The sequence below is a fragment of the Alitabrizicola rongguiensis genome (genome assembly GCF_021491355.1).
In the GTDB taxonomy this organism is placed as follows: Bacteria; Pseudomonadota; Alphaproteobacteria; order Rhodobacterales; family Rhodobacteraceae; genus Aliitabrizicola; species Aliitabrizicola rongguiensis.
The window spans coordinates 54,807-70,433 of the sequence record NZ_JAKENF010000004.1 but is presented as its reverse complement, the minus strand read 5'-3'; the positions used below and the strand labels follow the sequence as shown (position 1 = coordinate 70,433).

Below are 15,627 nucleotides of genomic sequence, written 5' to 3'. Positions count from 1 at the left end.
TGAAAGCTGCCTATGCCTTCTGTTCCCGACCCCAAGCCCAGCATTCTTCCTGGCATGAACGATGAAAGACACGCTCATCGGTGAAGTCGTATCCCAGACGCCGTGCGCCATTGGCGAAACCGGAAAGTGCAGTCGGGTCGAGATCGCCAACGAGCAGGTTCGGCTTATTTACACAGATTGCGGGCAGCATCGGTAGTCCGCGGGAATGACAAAGATCCAGAAGCCGGTCCAGATGGCCATTCGGCCCATTCATCTGGTGACGGGCGACGCTCCACTCTACTCCACTGGCCTCGGCAATTTGACCGTAAGAGGTACAGGTCTGATTGATCGCTGCATCTCGCAGTAGTGCGATGGACTTGTTGAAATCGAGACGACCCTTGGCTTGGGCACGCCGCGCCCTTTCTTCCAGCAGGAGTGGATAGATCGGACGATCCCGTGCGTTCTTGTCCTCGTGGTTCTTGATGAGCGCGTTGATCTGGGCGTCCGTTTTTGTGCTCAGGTCGATGTTCATCCTCACTCCTGCCACGTTGATCCCGATCAGCCAAACAGCACCATTACTGCAGCCAAGCCTATGATCTGCCGTGCCTTTGCTCAAGCCAAAGGAGAGGCGTACCGATAACCTGTTTTCGTCCGTTTCCCGGCAAGGGCCTCATGCGGTGCAGTGGCTACGGGAGCATGCTGTATCCCAATCGGCAATGAGCTCATCCAATCATGACCTACGCCACCATCGAGTCCTCGACTGCCGAGGGCCGCCCCTACTACCTGTACCAGTTCGTCGAGGGCGATCAGGTCTGGCGCTTCACCAGCCGGGCCACCGACTGGACCAGTGCCGCCAGCGAGGGCGAGACGATCAGCTGGGAAGCCGCCGCCATCTCCCATGGCGATGTTGTTCAAACCAGCGAGATCGAACGTGGGCGGCTGGAACTGACCTGGCCGCTCTCGCACCCTTTCGCGCGCCGGTTCCTCGCGCCCTTGGGCAACACGCCCGTGACACTGACTATCTTCCGCGGCCACGAGCAGGTGCTGGGCGAGACCGTTGCGCATTGGAAGGGGCGCATTGTGGGTGCCGAGGTCGAGGGCGTCCGGATCCTACTGAACTGCGAATCCGTCTTCAGCACCCTGCGCCGAGCCGGTGTCCGCGCAAAGTACCAGCGCCTCTGCCGCCACGCGCTTTACGGGCGCGGCTGCGGGCTCGATATCGGGTTCCACTGGCAGACCGGTACGGTGACGGCCGTGTCGGGGAATGCCCTGACCGTTCCCGAGGCCGCAGGCCAACCCGATGGCTGGTTTCGCGGTGGGGTGCTGAGGTTTGGGGTCCAACTTGGGTTCATCACTGGCCATGTCGGGACGACCCTCACGCTATCTCGGCCGATGCCTGAGGTGGCAGAGGCGCAGGCCGCACCCGAGCTCGACCCCGAGACTGGCGATCCGCTCCCCGTTGTAGCTGATATCGCCCCAGGCTGCGATCTTCGCGCCTCCACCTGTGCGGCCAAGTTCGGCAACCTCCCGAACTTCGGCGGCTTCCCCGAGATCCCCGGCCGCAACCCCTTCGGCGGCAGTTCCATCGTCTGACGCGAGCGCTTGCAGAGAAAGTTGCAGACTTTCTCGGTTCGCGAGCGCGACCACTAAGAGACGCCCCCATGGTCTGGACCTTCATCGCGCGGCTCGTTCTCGGGCTCGTGCTCTCTGCGATTTCCTATGCGCTGAGCCCGCGGCCCAAGGTCGAGAAGCCCCAGGCGGCAGGGCTCGACGACTTCACACTGCCCACGGCTGAGGAAGGGCGTCCGATCCCGGTCGTCTTCGGCACGGTACTGATCACCGGCCCGAACGTCGTCTGGGCCGGGGACCTGAGGGTCGATCCCATCCAGAAGAAAGGCGGCAAGAAGTGACACGCGTCATGATCCAGGACCTGCGTGCGGCGCGCTACTGCCTCGCGGGCGTGCGGCCATGGTTCCGTCGCCATGGTCTGGACTGGCAGGCGTTTCTCGACAGCGGCATTGACGTCGAAACGCTCCGCGCCACGGGCGATGCGCTCGTGGAACCGGTGATCCTGCAGGCTGAAGCAAGGGAAGCGACGATGCCGGAGGCAAACGATGGGCGGTAGGAGCAAGGCGCAGACCGTCGGCTACCGCTATTCGCTGGGCGTGCATCTGGCGCTTTGCCACGGGCCGGTCGACGCCATCCGCGAGATCCTCGTCGACCGTCGCACCGCTTGGTCCGTAACGACCGGCGGGAGCTCTTCGGGAGGCGGCGGGGCTGCAGTCGAGACGCGCATTGGCACCGTCGTGGGCATGGCCGCCACCGCGGCACTGGCGGGCGACAGCGGTGCAACCCTCAGCTTTCCCGGCACCCGCGCGGGCGTGCGCATCGGGCGTGACTACCGACTGGCCCTCGCCAACGGGTCGAGCCAGACCATCACCCTGCAATCCGTCACCTTTGATGCCGCGACCGACATCACACGCTGGACAGTCCTGCCCGAGGCCCTGAGCTTTGCGGCCCAAACCGTCGAGGTCTTCCAGGCCACGACCGGCGTAAGCAATACCGGTGCCGGCGGCGGGCGCATCCGGATCGACAACCCCGACCTCTTCGGCGGCGAGAGCCGGGAGGGTGGGATCCGCGGCGATGTCGATGTGCTGATGGGCGGGCCTGCACAGGGGCCGAACGACTACCTCGCCGCGCGCATGGGCGGGGACGTTCCCGCCTATCGCGGCCTCTGCAGCCTCGTGCTGCGGCAGGTCTATCTCGGCATCAACCCCTACCTGAAGCCATGGGCAGTGCGCGTGACCCGCGTCCTGACGGGCGAGGCGGGCGCGGCGCAATGGTATCCCGAGAAGGCGGCCATCGTGCCGGAGGCCAACATCTCGGATGCCGCGATCTACATCGCCCTCGATGTCTCGGGCTCCATGTCGGGCACGCGAATGTCGGCCCAGAAGGCAGGCGTCGCCGCCCTGATCCGCGAGATCGCGGCGGGCGTGGATCCCGACCGGCCGAACGATATCCGCATCGTCCTCTGGAACGCGGCCGTCGCCGGATCGATCGAGCGGCGCAACATGGGGCCTGCGGACTATGCCGCGCTCGAGACCTGGATGCTGGGGCTTTCGAACGCCACCAATGGAGGCACCAGCTTCAACGCGGCTTTCGCGGAAGCCAGTGCCTTCTTCGCAGGCGGCGGATCGAAGCGCCGGATCGTGATCTTCGTGACCGATGGGGAACCGGCACCGGTCTCCTCGGTCGATGCGGCGCTGGCAATCATCCGCACCCTACCGCCTGCCGACATCTTCGGCTTCAACATCTCGCTCGCGAACACGTCCTACACGGCCCAGATCGACAACACCCCCGTCGATGGCGTGCCGGTGATCCCGCCCGGCAACCCGCAGGCACTGGTCGCCTCCCTGCGCGGCGCCTTCGGCAACGGCCCGGACATGAACCCGGCGCATATCATCCGGGAATGCCTGACCAACCGGGATTGGGGCCTTGGCTATTCCTCGGTTGAGATCGGGGCGAGTTTTACCACCGCCGCGGATGCACTCTATACCGAGGGCTTCGGCCTCTCGCTGATCTGGCAGCAGGACTCCTCCATCGAGGAGTTCATCGCCAGCGTCCTCGACCATATCGATGCCACGCTCTTCATCGACCGGCGCACCGGGCTCTGGGAGTTGAAGCTGATCCGGGCGGATTATGCAGCCGCAACGCTGCCCTTGTTCGACGAGACCAATGTTGTGGATTGGGGTCGTCTTGGCCGTCGCTCGCCCTCCGATCTGGTGAACAGCGTCACAGTGCGGTTCACCGATGCCTGGACCGACGATACCGGTGCCGTCAGCGTGACCGACACCGCGCGCGTCCAGGCGATGGGCGAGGTGCTGGCGACCACGCTCGACTATCCCGGCATCCGCTATCAGGGGCTGGCGGTACGCGTGGCCGAACGTGACCTGCGTGCCTTGTCCGCCCCCCTCCTGACCGGCGAGATCGTCGTCAACCGTGAAGGCGCAGACCTCGAGCCGGGCGATGTGATCCGGCTGCGTTCGACGCGGCTGGGTCTCAATGACGTCGTGATGCGGATTTCGGAGATCGGCCAAGGCGACGGCCGTGACAACGGCATCCGGCTCAAGATCGCCGAGGATGTCTTCGCGCTGGGCACCACCGCCATCGCGGGCGGACGGATGCCGACCAGCTCGGGCGTTGCCGCCCCGCCGCGGGCACTGTCCCGCCGCATGGTCGAGGAAGCGCCGTACTGGCTTCTCGTCCGCGAGCTTGGCCACAGCGAGGCCGACCGCCGCCTTGCCGAGGATCCGGATGCAGGTGCGCTGGTCGCCACTGGCGAACGCCCCAGCGCCGATGCCCTGGCGGCGCAGCTCTGGATCGATCCCGGCACCGGACCCGCGCAGGAGGGCGTGGTGGCCTTCGCCCCCACGGCGCTGCTCGCTGCGGATGTGACAGACAGCCCGGAAGCGCGCGTGGTCCCGGTCACCAGCTGGCGTGATATCGGCGAGGTCGAGATCGGGACGCTCGCCAGCATCAATGGCGAGTTGGTCCGCGTCGACGGGATCACGCCAACCAGCATCACCGTCGGTCGGGGTTGCCTCGACACTGTGCCGCGCGCGCATGCCTCCGGCACGCTGGTCATCTTCTTCGACGACGGGGCTCGGATCACCGAAGACAGCTGGGCGGCTGGCGAGACGCTGGCCGCGCGGCTTCTGCCCGAGACCGGGCGCGGCACGCTGGCATTTGCGCTGGCGCCGGAAGATGTCGTGACGCTGGACCGCCGCGCCATCCGGCCCCTGCCGCCCGGCCGTGTGCAAGGGAATGGCAGCTACGAGCCCAATGTTGATGCGCTTGTCATGGGCCCTCTCGCCATGACCTGGACGCACCGCGACCGGCTGACCCAGACCAGTCCCGTGATCGTCGACCACACCGGGGCCTCCATCGGGCCGGAACCGGGGGTCAGCTACATCATCGAGGTGCGCTGGGTAGACCCTGACACGGGGTTGGCCATCCTGCTCGCGGGCGCAGTCATCGACACAGGCAGTGCCGCCAGCTGGACCCTCGCACCCGAGGCCATCCCGGAACTCGGCGCTCCCGACCGCACGGCCGAGATCGACTTGGCCGTGCGGTCCCGGCGTCTGGTCGAGGGCAGTTGGGTCACCGATCGCGAGGCGCGGTGGTTCCGGCTGACGGCACCCTTCGCCGCCGGATGGGATCGCGGCTGGGGATTCCTCTGGGGCACCTGACCCCGGCAATCAAACCGACCACCATCATGAACGAGGACGAGCATGCCGGAACGGATCATGCCGGGATTGGGGCTGCGCGCCTTCTACGATCCCGGCCAGCGCAACTGGGGCACCAGCCTCAGCGAAGACCTGCGCCGCCTCTCGGCCCTCGTGCAGGCCCGCGCGACCTCCCGCACCACGCCGCTGCCTGCAACGGGCAGCATGGGCCAGATGCTCATCGTTCCCGCAGCGGCCGGGCCCAACGCCAATGCGCTCGCACTCTGGGACCAGTCGCCAGCCGGGGCTGCGGCTTGGGTCTATCTCACCCCGCAGGAGGGCTGGCAGGTCTGGCTCGCCGACGAGGCGCGGCATGTGCGGTTTGCAGCTGGAGCATGGGTCGAGGTGCCACGTCCAGGCATCGTGCGCATCCGGACCCTGACCGCTACGAGCCACACGCTGGAAGCCGTCGATCTCGGTAGCATCATTGAGACCACCGGTTCCTCGGCTGTCACCGTAACCATTCCCCCCGAGGCGACTGTTCCCTTCGAGTTCGGCGCGCTGATCAACGTGACGCAGGTTGGCGCCGGGGTCGCGACCGTGGCGGCTGCGGCCGGAGTGTCGCTTAATGGGGTGGTGGGCGGTTCCGTTGCCGTCGACGGCCAATGGTCCGGGGTCGCCCTCGTGAAGCGCGGGGCCGATGCCTGGATCATCCAGGGCGCGCTGGCGGGAGCCGTCGCATGAGCCTCCTGATGATGCGCGGCGCCATTCTTGCCCAAGGCGGGGATACCGCACCACCGGTCGATATCGGCGCAGTCTGGCAGCTCGACACCACCCGCCGTCCCATGGGCTATACCCTGTCGAACGGCAACCAGACCGCAGTGAACACGTCAGGCGGCACCAACTACCTGCGCTGGGTGCCAACCGCCAAAGCGATCCTGCCGACGGACGGGCGGCGCTATTGGGAAGTCCTTTGCGCCCCGGGTGCCGCAACCTTCGACGGCTACATGGGCGTCGTCGCAGCCGCACAGCGCGAGGAGTTCAATGCAGGCCTCAACCCGATCACGCTGGGCTCGATCGGCTGGCGCGGCACCGGGGCGCTGTGGTCCTCGGCCACCGCAACCGCCGAGCAACGCCTGACCGGTCTGCCCACCTTCGGCGCGAACGATGTGCTGATGTTCGTCCTCGACCCCGCCCTCGGCCGTCTCTGGATCGGCAAGAACGGCATCTGGCGCGATGACCCGGTGAGCGGCGCCGCCACCTGGACCGCAGGCGGAAGCTCGGCCTTCTACCCGCAAGTCCAGGGGCGGAACCCCGGCGACGGCGGTACGCTCCGCTCGTTGCCCTCGCAGTTCAGCTATCCCGTCCCCCCAAGCGTGAAGGCGCTCGGCTATCTCGATCCGGATCTGCGCTTCTTCGACGCCGCAGCTTTCCTCGAGATCGGTTGGGACCGCGGTCTCAGCATCGCGGGTGCCTCCCTCTGGATCAGCCGGGGTGGCGGGTCGCATCTCACAGCCGCGGATGCCGCGCTCTTCCTCGAGCACGGTGGGGGTCGCGGTGCCACCTGGACCCAAGCCAACCTCTATATCGAAGTGGAACTGCCATGAGCTACATCCTGCACCTCGGCCACCAGCCGACCGACGTCTCGGGCATCTCCGGGCTTCTGAACACCACGGCCATCGGCTTCGATGCCAACCTCGACGTGAACGGCATCCGCTTCATCGCCTCGCGCAGCTATGCCATGCCGTTCTCCCTCGGATTTGCGGCACCCGCGGGCGATCTCTGGCTCGGCTTCCGCTACGTGCCGCCCAACGGGGATGCCGACCTCATCACCGAAAGCAATGCCAGTTTCATCGAGTTCTTCGACGCAAACCAGGTCCGCGTCGCGCAAATCCAGCCGGTCGCCAGCACTGATCGCTACCACGCTGTCGCACGCGGCGACACGAGCGTGCAGGGCAACTCGAGCTACACCCCGCCGAATGGCCAGCCGCAATGGATCGACGTGCGCGTGGCGGTGGGCGCCAGCATCACCATCGACTTCTATGTTGATGGCGTCCTGCACAGCACGGCCACGGCCGCCAACACCCAAGGCAAGGGCAAGCCGGTGCAGATCGTTTTCCCGAACGTCGGGCTGCACGGCACCAGCGTCACCCGCACCTGGTACTATGCGCATTTCGCGGTGCTGGATGGCGTGTCGACCATCGGGCGGCGCTTTGTCCGCCGCACGCCCAATGCCATCGCCACCTTCAGCCAGATGGCGGGCAGCATCGATGCGCTGAAGGACGAGGATGTCGGCACGCGGGTGTCCAGCAATGCGGCCGGGCAGCGGCTGTCCTTCTCATTGACCGGGCCGACCGGACCTGCGGCCGTCGCAGCCATCGCGGGCGTGCATGTGAAGCAGGTCGCGCAGGCAGGGACGGTCGGGCCGCAGGCCACGGGAGGTTTCCTGCGCATGGGTGGGGTCAATCACGATGCGCCCTCCGTCACCGTGCCGACGCTCGCGCCGAGGTCGGTCTATTCCACTTGGGCGCTGAACCCCACCGACAGTAGCGCGTGGACTTCGGTCACGGTGCCTGCCGAAGTCGGGATCCTCTCCGCATGAGCCCGCGCCGTTCAGGAGAGGGCCACGTCCGCATGCCGGATACCGAGTTCGAGGAACTCCTCGCGCGGGCAGCTGAGGAAGGCGCCAAGCGCGCACTGGCCGATGTTGGCCTCGACGGCAAGGAAGCGGCCCTCGACATTCGCGATCTCCGCGCGCTGCTCGATGCCATCCGGTTTGTCCGCCGCACGGCCGTCCAGAGCGCGGTCCACCTGATCACCACCGGCGTCATTCTCGCGCTACTCGCGGGGATTGCGATCAAGCTGAAGATCTTTGGCAGCGCGCCCTGACCGGGAGGCGCTGCCGATTTCATCATCAAAACCACCACCTCGCCCGCCCAAAAGGCGGGTTTTTCCATTTGGAGGATCCACCATGCCGACCCTGTCTTTCCCGACCTGGCGCGACGTTCCTGAGAAGGCGTGGCGCTGGCCCAGCTTCTCGCCCGCCGAGATCGCCTGCCGCGGCACTGGCGCGATCAGGATCAACACCGAGGCCATGGACAAGCTGCAGGCCCTGCGCGACCGCCTTGGCAAGCCGCTGATCGTCCGCTCGGCCTATCGCAGCCCGGAACACAACCGCGCCGTCGGCGGGGCCCCGGCGTCGAAGCACATGCAGGGCACCGCTTTCGACATCGCCATGGCGAACCACGATCCCGCGGCTTTCGAGGCGGCGGCTCGGGCGGTTGGCTTCCTCGGCTTCGGCTACTACCCTCGATCCGGCTTCATGCACATCGACCTCGGGCCCGCCCGGTCTTGGGGCGATCCTTTCACAGCACGGCCCGTGCCCTTCGCGCAGGAACTTCCGCCCGCGCGCGAAGTCCTGTCGGAAAGCCGCACGCTGCGCGGTGGCGGTGCGGCAGGTGCAGCGACCGTTGGCGCAGCCGGGGTGGAGGTGCTGCAGGACGTCCTCGCGGAAACCCAGTCCACCATCCAGCCGCTGGTGCCCTATCTCGACACGCTGCGCTGGGTGCTGATCGCCATCGCGCTGATCGGCATCGCGGTCACCATCCACGCAAGACTGGACGACTGGAAGCGGAGCCAGCGGTGATCGGCTGGCTACTCACCCATGGCCCACACAGAACAAGGGAGGTCTTCGAGCAGGAGATTTCCGCCGAGCTGCCCGCCAATACGCAGTTTCTGTCGCAGCGGCAGTTCCTGAAGACCGGGGCGACCGACGCCGCCGTCGCCTACGATTGCGCAGGGGTTTATCTGGAGACGGACTCTTGAACAGCGCTCCGGTGCCTTCACTTGCCCGCCATCCGGCGCTCAGTCGCGCAGGCTTTCCTCTCGGAGCGCATTGGCCAGGAGATTCAGTCCGAGGACGAAACTGACCAGACAGAGGGCAGGAGCGAGCGCGATGTGAGGAAAGATTGCCATCAGCTTTCGCCCCTCGCTGATAGTCGATCCCCAGTCGGGGCTTTCGGGGCTGACGGCCAGCCCGAAGAAGCCGAGCGCTCCGAGAAGAATGGTCGTATAGCCGATACGCAGGCAGAAATCGACGATCAGCGGGCCGCGCGCATTGGGCAGGATCTCCCAGCACATGATGTACCAGGGTCCCTCGCCGCGGGTGAGGGCGGCCTGCACATAGTCACGCGCGCGCAGGTCCATTGCCGCGCCACGCACGATGCGGAACACGGTCGGCGCGTTGATGAAGGCTACAGCGACGAAGACGTTGAGAATGTTGGGATCCAGCGAGACCATGCCCAACGGGTCCGCGTCGAACACCACTCCGGCCACCAGCCAGGCCATGAAAGCCAGTAGAAGCCCCAGAACCCAGTTGCGCCGGGTTGGAGCGACGAAGAGACGGGAGTTGACTGCCGCCAGCAGGAAGAATGTCGGCAGCACGAAAAGCACAGCTGCGATTCCCGCCGGGATGGCCGAGTCGCGCACCTCGGGGCTGACCAGCAGGAAGAACAGCAGGATCACCGGGAAGGACAGCAGCGCATTGGCAAAGAAACCGACCACGGCATCGAAGGCGCCACCGAAGTAGCCGGCGGGCAGGCCAAGCGCGATGCCGACCATATAGGCCAACGCAGCGGCGGGCGGAGCGATCATCAGCACCTCGCGCGCGCCGGCGAGAGCCCGGCTGAACACGTCGCGTCCCAAAACATCGCCGCCGAGCAGATAGGTGACGGTCGTGCCATCAGGCAGGGTCAGGCGGCTTCCCGGCAGAGCGTTCTTCATGTCGGTGATCTGCAACAGCGGATCCTGCACCACCAGACCGGGCGCCATCAGGCCCACCAGAACCCAGAACAGCACCAGCATCAGCCCAATCAGACCGACCGGACTGGTCATCGTGTGGCCAAGGATCCCGAGGCGGCGGCGGAAGATCATGGCTGCCCCCAGTAGGACGATCAGGGCAGCCGTGACGAGGCCGAGCTGCGAGAGGATCGCTGCAATGGTCTGGAGAAGCGACAGCCGGGTCATCGCGCCTTCAGCCGAACCGGAGGCGCGGGTTGAGAAGGGTATAGGCGATGTCCGACACCAATTGCGTGATGAGCACGATTACCGCCGCGACCATGGCGCAGCCCATCAGCAGCTCGATGTCGTTGTTGCCGGCCGCCTGCACGACAAGCCAGCCGAACCCCTTGTAGTTGAAGATGATCTCGATGATCACCACGCCGTTCAGAAGCCAGGGGAACTGCAGCATGACGACCGTCACCGGGACGATCAGCGCGTTGCGCAGCGCGTGGCGAAGGACGATGCGGCCCAAGCCCAGCCCTTTCAGACGGGCCGTCCGGATATATTGCGCCTTCATCACCTCGACCATCGAGGCGCGGGTGATGCTCGCGATATAGCCCACCCCGTAAAGCCCGATGGCCAGAACCGGCAGGGTGAAGTTTCGAAAGTCGATCGCCGTCTCGGCGCTGGTGGCCGTGCCGAGCAAAAGCGTCGGCGTGTCGATCAGGCCCCAGTCCCTCAGGATCGGCGACACACCGGAAGTCGCCGAGGCGAAGGTGACGACCAGCAGTACGGCCCAGACATAATCCGGCGTCGCGGTCGAGGCGATGGCCAGGGCCGAGACGATGCGGTCGGTCGCCGAACCTTCGCGGATCCCCGCGACCACCCCAAGCCCGATCCCGCCAAGGGTCAGGATCAGCATCGAATAGAGCATTAGCCAGCCTGTAGCGGCCAGTTTGGGCGCAATGACATCGGAAACCGGCATGTCGAAGACGGTAGAGCGGCCCAGATGCCCCTGTAGCGCTCCGCAGAACGGCTGCCCGCCGTCGGCCGCGACCGCGGCGCAGCGCCCGGGCAGGGTTGATTCGGTCTCGGGCTGCCAGGCGGGCAGCACCCCCAGCCATTCCCCGAAACGCGCGGTCAGCGGCCGGTCATAGCCGTTCTGGCTTAGCCAGAGGTCCACATCGGCGTCGCTCATCCGCACGCTGGCCTCGCTTTTCGCCATCTTCTTGAGGCTCGAGGGCAGATTGGTCAGCCAGAACACCATCGAGGCCAGAAACAACATCGTCAGCACAAGGATTCCCAGGCGCCTGAGCGCAAAGCCGATCATGACCCACCTCGGCGCGCGCTGGCGAAAGGGGGGAGGCCCCCCCTTTCCCTGCGGTCTGAATTGCCGCAATCAGGCATCCAGCCAGACCTGCGCGCAATCGACCACGAAGGTGGGATGCATCCCCAAGCCTTGCACGGCCGGTGTGGCATGGCGGCCCATGCTGGACCAGAAGGGCTGGATCAGCACACCGCTGTCCTGCAGCATCCGTTCCAGATCGCCCATGATCGCGCGGCGCTTCTCGACATCGGCCGTGGCCAGGGCCCGATCCAGCGCGGCGTCGAACTCCGGGTTGGAGTGGCCCGTCTCGTTCCAGGCCACCCCCGAGCGATAGGCCAGATCCAGCACCTGCACACCCAGCGGACGCATCGACCACGAGGTGGAAGCCAGCGGATACTTTGTCCAGTCGTTCCAGTAGCTCGACCCCGGAATGATCGTTCGCTTGATCTTCAACCCCGCCTCGCGCATCTGGCCGGCAAAGGCATCGGCAGGCAGGCGCAGATAATCGGCATCGACCGAGATCAGTTCGAACTCGGTGTCGGCCTGGCCCGCCTCGGCCAGCAGGCGCATCGCCTCGGCGATGTTCTGCTCCGGCTTCTCGGGCAGGTCGAAATATTCCGGGTGGAGTGGCGCAACATGGTGGTTTTCCGCCAGCGTCCCGCGCCCCGACAGCGCGATCTGCAACATTTTGGGCGCGTCGATCACCATCTGCAAGGCGCGGCGCACGCGGATATCGTCGTAGGGCGGCTGGGTGACGTTCATCCGCAGCATCTGCGTGTTGGCCGAGGCGGTTTCGTGCAGGGTCAGGCCAAGGCCGGTCAACACATCGTAATAGTCCGTAGCGGTGGCATAGTTGGCGTCGATCTCGCCGCCGCCGAAGGCCGCCGCCTCGGTCGCGGGATCGCCGCCGAGATCGATAAACTCCACCCCGTCGAGATGCGCCTCACCGCCCCACCAGGCACCCGAAGTCCGGCGGCGGTAGGTGGCGCGCTCTCCCACAGCGTATCTTTCCATTTCGAAGGCGCCGGTGCCGACAAATCCGCCCTTGGCCGTATCGACCGTGCCGTCGAAGCCACGGTGGACAATCAGCGCCGGATAATCGGCGAGGTTCGAGATGAAGGCGATGTCGGGCCGCGCCATCTGCACGGTCACCGTCATGTCGTCGGTCCGGGTGATGGCGCCCTCGCGCGCCTTGCCGGTGGCTTCGTCGATCAGCGCCGACATGCGGCCGGCCATCGAGTTCCCGGCAATCGTGGTGTCGCACCAGCGGGTCAGGTTGAACACCACGTCATCGGCGGTGAAGGCATCGCCATTGGTCCAGGTCACGCCGGGGCGCAGGCGAAGGACATAGGTGGTCGCGTCGTCGTTCACCTCCCAGCGGTCCAGAAGCTGGGGTTCGAAGGTGAAATCCTGCGTATAGCGGACCAGGTTGTCCAGCATGGGCCGCGCCAGGTTGCCCATCTCGGTCCAGTCCATCAGCATCGGGTCCTTCAGTTCCTTGACCGTCATCGCCATGCGCAGAGTGCCGCCACGTTTCGGGGTGGCTTGCGCATGGGCGGGTGCTGGCAATCCCAGCATTCCATAGGCCACAACGGTCGTGGCGCCGAACGTGGTGGCAAGGGCAAGAAATTCGCGCCGGTCCACGGCAGCGCCGCCCATGAGGCGGCGGAACCGGGCGTGAAGAGAGCGGTCGGATTTCGGGGAGATGGGTGCCATCGGAAGATCCTTCATTGGGGCAAGACAAGGAAGGAATCCGACACGCAACCTGCACCGCAATAAGCCTGCGCCGCAGAGATTGCCGATCCGCACTGGTCACGACCCTTGAGGCCAATGAGAGGGAGCAAGATGCGATCGGTGCACATGATGCCGGATCCTTGCAAACAAGGTGACGGCCATCTTAACCCTATCGCCAGTGGGTAGGCCGGATGCTGCGTGATGGGACGCCATCCTGTCAAGCATCCTGTCTACCATCCGGTTGCGATCGGTGCTGCCTGCCCGGAAACCGGGCAATCGGCCCATTTTCGGCAAACCCCCTTGACCCGTGGCAGACGCCGTGCATCTTTTCCTGAAACCTCTGGCACAGGACATCCTCAGGGCCACGCAACATCGATCCTGGAAAGGGAGATGATGAAACGTGATCTTGTGCTGGTGCGGCACGGCGACGATCCGCCTGATGACCGGGTCGTGACCTTCGCCGTCGAAAACGGGTTCAACCCACTTATCCGCAAGCCGTTCAAGGGCGATGTCCTGGGTGAACCCTGGCCTGAGCTGGCCGGAACGGTGATCTATGGCGGGCCGTTCAACGTCTTCGACGAGCATCTGCACCCGTTCCTGCAGGACGAAGCGCGCTGGATCCGCGCCTGCATGGACCGCGGTCTTCCGATCCTCGGCATCTGTCAGGGCGCGCAGCAGATCGCGCGCCTTTTGGGGGCGAAGGTCGGGCCGGTACCGGAAGGCTTGCACGAATTCGGCTACTACCCGATCTCGGCCACCGATCAGGGCCGCGATTTCCTGCCGGATACGCTGCACATGGTGCAGGCGCATTTTCACACCTTCGACATTCCCGAAGGCGCGGTGCATCTGGCCGCAAGCCCGCTCTATCCCAATCAGGCCTTCCGCGTCGGCGACAGGGTTTACGGCCTGCAGTTCCACCCCGAGGTGACGATCGAGGGGTTCCGACGCTGGCAGGGGCGACCCTGGGCCGCCTACGGCCAGCCCGGCGCCCAGACGCGTGAGGAGCAGGACCGGCTGATGATGCAGCATGACGCGGCACAGGCAGACTGGTTCTATGCCTTTCTGCGCCGGCTTTTCGGCACCGGGCAGCCGCAGGAACGGACATGAGAGCACTGGCCGCGCGCAACCCTCAGGCCTATGGCCTGCTGATCACAGGTCTGGGTGTGCTGGTCTTTGTGCCGGATGTGCTGGTCCTGCGGCTGGTGGGGGGCGATCTGATCGCGGTCGCGGTGTTTCGTGGCCTGCTGGCCGGGACGGTGTCGCTCGCGGCGCTTTGGCTGATCGGGGGGCGGTTTCCGTCCTTCGCGGTGCTGGCAACCCTGCCCGGGGCCATCGTCGTGCTGATGCAAGGGTTCGGGCTGGTGGCCTTCTGTGCCGCCGTTCAGGGCACAAGTGCCGCCAATGCCCTGCTGATGACGGCGACCGCCCCCTTCATTGCGGCGGTGCTGTCCTGGGCCTTGCTGGGCGAGCGGATCGGGCGCACGACTCTGGTGGCCATCGCCCTTGCCTTTGCCGGCGTGCTGGTCGTTGCCGCCGGCGGCCTGGGCGGCGGGCGGCTCTGGGGCGACCTGATGGCCCTGGCGAATGCGTTAGCGCTGGCCTGTTTTTACGTCGCCCTGCGCAAGGCAGGACGGCAAGACATGTTCCCGGCCCTGATCGCGGGTTACTTTCTGGGCGCGGCGCTGGCGGTGCCGCTGGCGGATTTCTCGCCGATGGAGGGGCGGCAGATCCTCTGGCTTATCGTGAGCGGGGCGGTGATCTTGCCACTGGCCGTCGGCCTCTTGTCGCTTGGCCCGCGCTATCTGACCGCGCCGGAGGTGTCGATGATGACGCTGCTGGAAATCATCCTCGGTCCGCTTCTGGTCTGGGCCGTGATCGGTGAAGATCCCGGCCGGGCCAGCTTGGTCGGCGGGGCGATGATCGTGGCGGCGGTGCTGGGCCATGCGCTGTGGGCCCTGCGCAGCCCCGAGGCGGAGGCTGCCTGATGCGCCTTCTGGTGATCCACGCCCATCCGGTGCCCGAGAGTTTCAACAGCGAGCTGTGCCGCACCGTGGTGGACACCGCGCGACAGGCGGGCCACGACGTGCGACTGCTCGACCTCTACGCCGAGGGTTTCGACCCGGTGATGTCCGCCGATGAGCGGCGAAGCTATCATGACGATGGCCCGCCCGCCCCGGTGGTCGCCGCCCATATCGCGCATCTCAGGTGGGCCGAAGGCCTGATCTTCGTCTATCCGACCTGGTGGTATTCGCAGCCTGCGATGCTCAAGGGCTGGATGGATCGGGTCTGGCGGCCCGGTGTCACTTTCACCGTGCCGACGCCAGACCAGCCGATGCGCCCGGCCCTGACGAATGTGCGCCTGATCGGGGTCGTCACCACGCTGGGTTCGCCGCGGTGGTTCTGGACCTTTCTCATGGGCGCGCCGGGGCGCAAGATCCTCTTGCGCGGCTTGCGGTTCTGCACGGCGGCGCGCACCCGGACCTTCTGGCTGGGCCTGCACGAGATGGACACCACGACCGACGCGCAACGTCGGCGCTACATCGAAAAGGTGCGGGCGCGGATCGCCCGCATCCCGGTCTAGGG

The 15,627-nt window shown here is 66.0% G+C and carries 17 protein-coding genes; 13 read left to right on the top strand and 4 right to left on the bottom strand.

Annotation, left to right across the window (positions count from 1 at the left end; genetic code table 11):
- Positions 1 to 10: 10 nt before the first annotated feature.
- On the bottom strand, positions 11 to 511 hold the full coding sequence (locus L0V05_RS16365) for a hypothetical protein (protein WP_234872363.1): 501 nt from the start codon (positions 509 to 511) through the stop codon (positions 11 to 13).
- A gap of 200 nt (positions 512 to 711) precedes the next feature.
- Here L0V05_RS16365 and L0V05_RS16360 point away from each other — a divergent pair, with 200 nt between their 5' ends.
- From L0V05_RS16360 to L0V05_RS16315, 10 genes are all read left to right on the top strand, one after another.
- Complete coding sequence (locus L0V05_RS16360) at positions 712 to 1,572, top strand: phage BR0599 family protein (protein WP_234872361.1); 861 nt, start codon at positions 712 to 714, stop codon at positions 1,570 to 1,572.
- 68 nt (positions 1,573 to 1,640) lie between these two features.
- On the top strand, positions 1,641 to 1,889 hold the full coding sequence (locus L0V05_RS16355) for a hypothetical protein (RefSeq protein WP_101923142.1): 249 nt from the start codon (positions 1,641 to 1,643) through the stop codon (positions 1,887 to 1,889).
- On the top strand, positions 1,886 to 2,104 hold the full coding sequence (locus tag L0V05_RS16350) for a hypothetical protein (protein WP_234872358.1): 219 nt from the start codon (positions 1,886 to 1,888) through the stop codon (positions 2,102 to 2,104). The genes L0V05_RS16355 and L0V05_RS16350 overlap by 4 nt, the downstream gene beginning before the upstream one ends.
- Positions 2,094 to 5,228 (top strand): phage tail protein, encoded by a 3,135-nt coding sequence (locus L0V05_RS16345; protein ID WP_234872356.1) that lies wholly within the window; start codon positions 2,094 to 2,096, stop codon positions 5,226 to 5,228. Before L0V05_RS16350 ends, L0V05_RS16345 begins: the two co-directional genes overlap by 11 nt.
- A gap of 42 nt (positions 5,229 to 5,270) precedes the next feature.
- On the top strand, positions 5,271 to 5,948 hold the full coding sequence (locus L0V05_RS16340) for a DUF2793 domain-containing protein (RefSeq protein ID WP_234872355.1): 678 nt from the start codon (positions 5,271 to 5,273) through the stop codon (positions 5,946 to 5,948).
- Complete coding sequence (locus L0V05_RS16335; RefSeq protein WP_234872353.1) at positions 5,945 to 6,811, top strand: SPRY domain-containing protein; 867 nt, start codon at positions 5,945 to 5,947, stop codon at positions 6,809 to 6,811. The genes L0V05_RS16340 and L0V05_RS16335 overlap by 4 nt, the downstream gene beginning before the upstream one ends.
- Positions 6,808 to 7,806, top strand: coding sequence for an FscB (locus L0V05_RS16330; protein WP_234872351.1), 999 nt, complete (start codon positions 6,808 to 6,810; stop codon positions 7,804 to 7,806). Before L0V05_RS16335 ends, L0V05_RS16330 begins: the two co-directional genes overlap by 4 nt.
- 32 nt (positions 7,807 to 7,838) lie before the next feature.
- Entirely contained in the window at positions 7,839 to 8,093 is a 255-nt protein-coding gene (locus tag L0V05_RS16325) for a DUF6127 family protein (RefSeq protein ID WP_234872349.1), read from the top strand.
- A gap of 82 nt (positions 8,094 to 8,175) precedes the next feature.
- Positions 8,176 to 8,850 (top strand): YcbK family protein, encoded by a 675-nt coding sequence (locus L0V05_RS16320; RefSeq protein WP_234872347.1) that lies wholly within the window; start codon positions 8,176 to 8,178, stop codon positions 8,848 to 8,850.
- Positions 8,847 to 9,029, top strand: coding sequence for a hypothetical protein (locus tag L0V05_RS16315; protein ID WP_234872345.1), 183 nt, complete (start codon positions 8,847 to 8,849; stop codon positions 9,027 to 9,029). Before L0V05_RS16320 ends, L0V05_RS16315 begins: the two co-directional genes overlap by 4 nt.
- A gap of 39 nt (positions 9,030 to 9,068) precedes the next feature.
- Here L0V05_RS16315 and L0V05_RS16310 read toward each other — a convergent pair whose 3' ends face one another.
- The 3 genes from L0V05_RS16310 to L0V05_RS16300 form a co-directional block, all read right to left on the bottom strand.
- Positions 9,069 to 10,229 (bottom strand): ABC transporter permease, encoded by a 1,161-nt coding sequence (locus L0V05_RS16310; RefSeq protein WP_234872343.1) that lies wholly within the window; start codon positions 10,227 to 10,229, stop codon positions 9,069 to 9,071.
- Positions 10,230 to 10,236: 7 nt separating this feature from the next.
- Positions 10,237 to 11,313 (bottom strand): ABC transporter permease, encoded by a 1,077-nt coding sequence (locus L0V05_RS16305; protein WP_234872341.1) that lies wholly within the window; start codon positions 11,311 to 11,313, stop codon positions 10,237 to 10,239.
- Between the two features lie 69 nt (positions 11,314 to 11,382).
- Positions 11,383 to 13,026 carry an ABC transporter substrate-binding protein gene (locus L0V05_RS16300; RefSeq protein WP_234872339.1) on the bottom strand — a complete coding sequence of 548 codons (1,644 nt, stop codon included), beginning with the start codon at positions 13,024 to 13,026 and terminating at the stop codon, positions 11,383 to 11,385.
- 411 nt (positions 13,027 to 13,437) lie between these two features.
- Here L0V05_RS16300 and L0V05_RS16295 point away from each other — a divergent pair, with 411 nt between their 5' ends.
- The 3 genes from L0V05_RS16295 to L0V05_RS16285 are packed head-to-tail and all read left to right on the top strand — an operon-like array spanning position 13,438 to position 15,625.
- A complete protein-coding gene (locus L0V05_RS16295) occupies positions 13,438 to 14,151 on the top strand; it encodes a glutamine amidotransferase-related protein (RefSeq protein WP_234872337.1) in 714 nt (237 codons plus the stop codon).
- The gene (locus L0V05_RS16290; protein ID WP_234872335.1) at positions 14,148 to 15,029 is read left to right on the top strand and encodes a DMT family transporter; all 882 of its coding nucleotides are present in this window, start codon (positions 14,148 to 14,150) and stop codon (positions 15,027 to 15,029) included. Before L0V05_RS16295 ends, L0V05_RS16290 begins: the two co-directional genes overlap by 4 nt.
- On the top strand, positions 15,029 to 15,625 hold the full coding sequence (locus tag L0V05_RS16285; protein WP_234872334.1) for an NAD(P)H-dependent oxidoreductase: 597 nt from the start codon (positions 15,029 to 15,031) through the stop codon (positions 15,623 to 15,625). Before L0V05_RS16290 ends, L0V05_RS16285 begins: the two co-directional genes overlap by 1 nt.
- The last annotated feature ends 2 nt before the right edge of the window (positions 15,626 to 15,627 follow it).

What these genes read in the sequence shown, in the direction of transcription:
- L0V05_RS16365 (WP_234872363.1), bottom strand. Translation starts at nt 511, where the DNA reads ATGAACATCGACCTGAGCACAAAAACGGACGCCCAGATCAACGCGCTC.
- L0V05_RS16360 (WP_234872361.1), top strand. Translation starts at nt 712, where the DNA reads ATGACCTACGCCACCATCGAGTCCTCGACTGCCGAGGGCCGCCCCTAC.
- L0V05_RS16355 (WP_101923142.1), top strand. Translation starts at nt 1,641, where the DNA reads ATGGTCTGGACCTTCATCGCGCGGCTCGTTCTCGGGCTCGTGCTCTCT.
- L0V05_RS16345 (WP_234872356.1), top strand. Translation starts at nt 2,094, where the DNA reads ATGGGCGGTAGGAGCAAGGCGCAGACCGTCGGCTACCGCTATTCGCTG.
- L0V05_RS16340 (WP_234872355.1), top strand. Translation starts at nt 5,271, where the DNA reads ATGCCGGAACGGATCATGCCGGGATTGGGGCTGCGCGCCTTCTACGAT.
- L0V05_RS16335 (WP_234872353.1), top strand. Translation starts at nt 5,945, where the DNA reads ATGAGCCTCCTGATGATGCGCGGCGCCATTCTTGCCCAAGGCGGGGAT.
- L0V05_RS16330 (WP_234872351.1), top strand. Translation starts at nt 6,808, where the DNA reads ATGAGCTACATCCTGCACCTCGGCCACCAGCCGACCGACGTCTCGGGC.
- L0V05_RS16325 (WP_234872349.1), top strand. Translation starts at nt 7,839, where the DNA reads ATGCCGGATACCGAGTTCGAGGAACTCCTCGCGCGGGCAGCTGAGGAA.
- L0V05_RS16320 (WP_234872347.1), top strand. Translation starts at nt 8,176, where the DNA reads ATGCCGACCCTGTCTTTCCCGACCTGGCGCGACGTTCCTGAGAAGGCG.
- L0V05_RS16310 (WP_234872343.1), bottom strand. Translation starts at nt 10,229, where the DNA reads ATGACCCGGCTGTCGCTTCTCCAGACCATTGCAGCGATCCTCTCGCAG.
- L0V05_RS16305 (WP_234872341.1), bottom strand. Translation starts at nt 11,313, where the DNA reads ATGATCGGCTTTGCGCTCAGGCGCCTGGGAATCCTTGTGCTGACGATG.
- L0V05_RS16300 (WP_234872339.1), bottom strand. Translation starts at nt 13,026, where the DNA reads ATGGCACCCATCTCCCCGAAATCCGACCGCTCTCTTCACGCCCGGTTC.
- L0V05_RS16295 (WP_234872337.1), top strand. Translation starts at nt 13,438, where the DNA reads ATGAAACGTGATCTTGTGCTGGTGCGGCACGGCGACGATCCGCCTGAT.
- L0V05_RS16290 (WP_234872335.1), top strand. Translation starts at nt 14,148, where the DNA reads ATGAGAGCACTGGCCGCGCGCAACCCTCAGGCCTATGGCCTGCTGATC.
- L0V05_RS16285 (WP_234872334.1), top strand. Translation starts at nt 15,029, where the DNA reads ATGCGCCTTCTGGTGATCCACGCCCATCCGGTGCCCGAGAGTTTCAAC.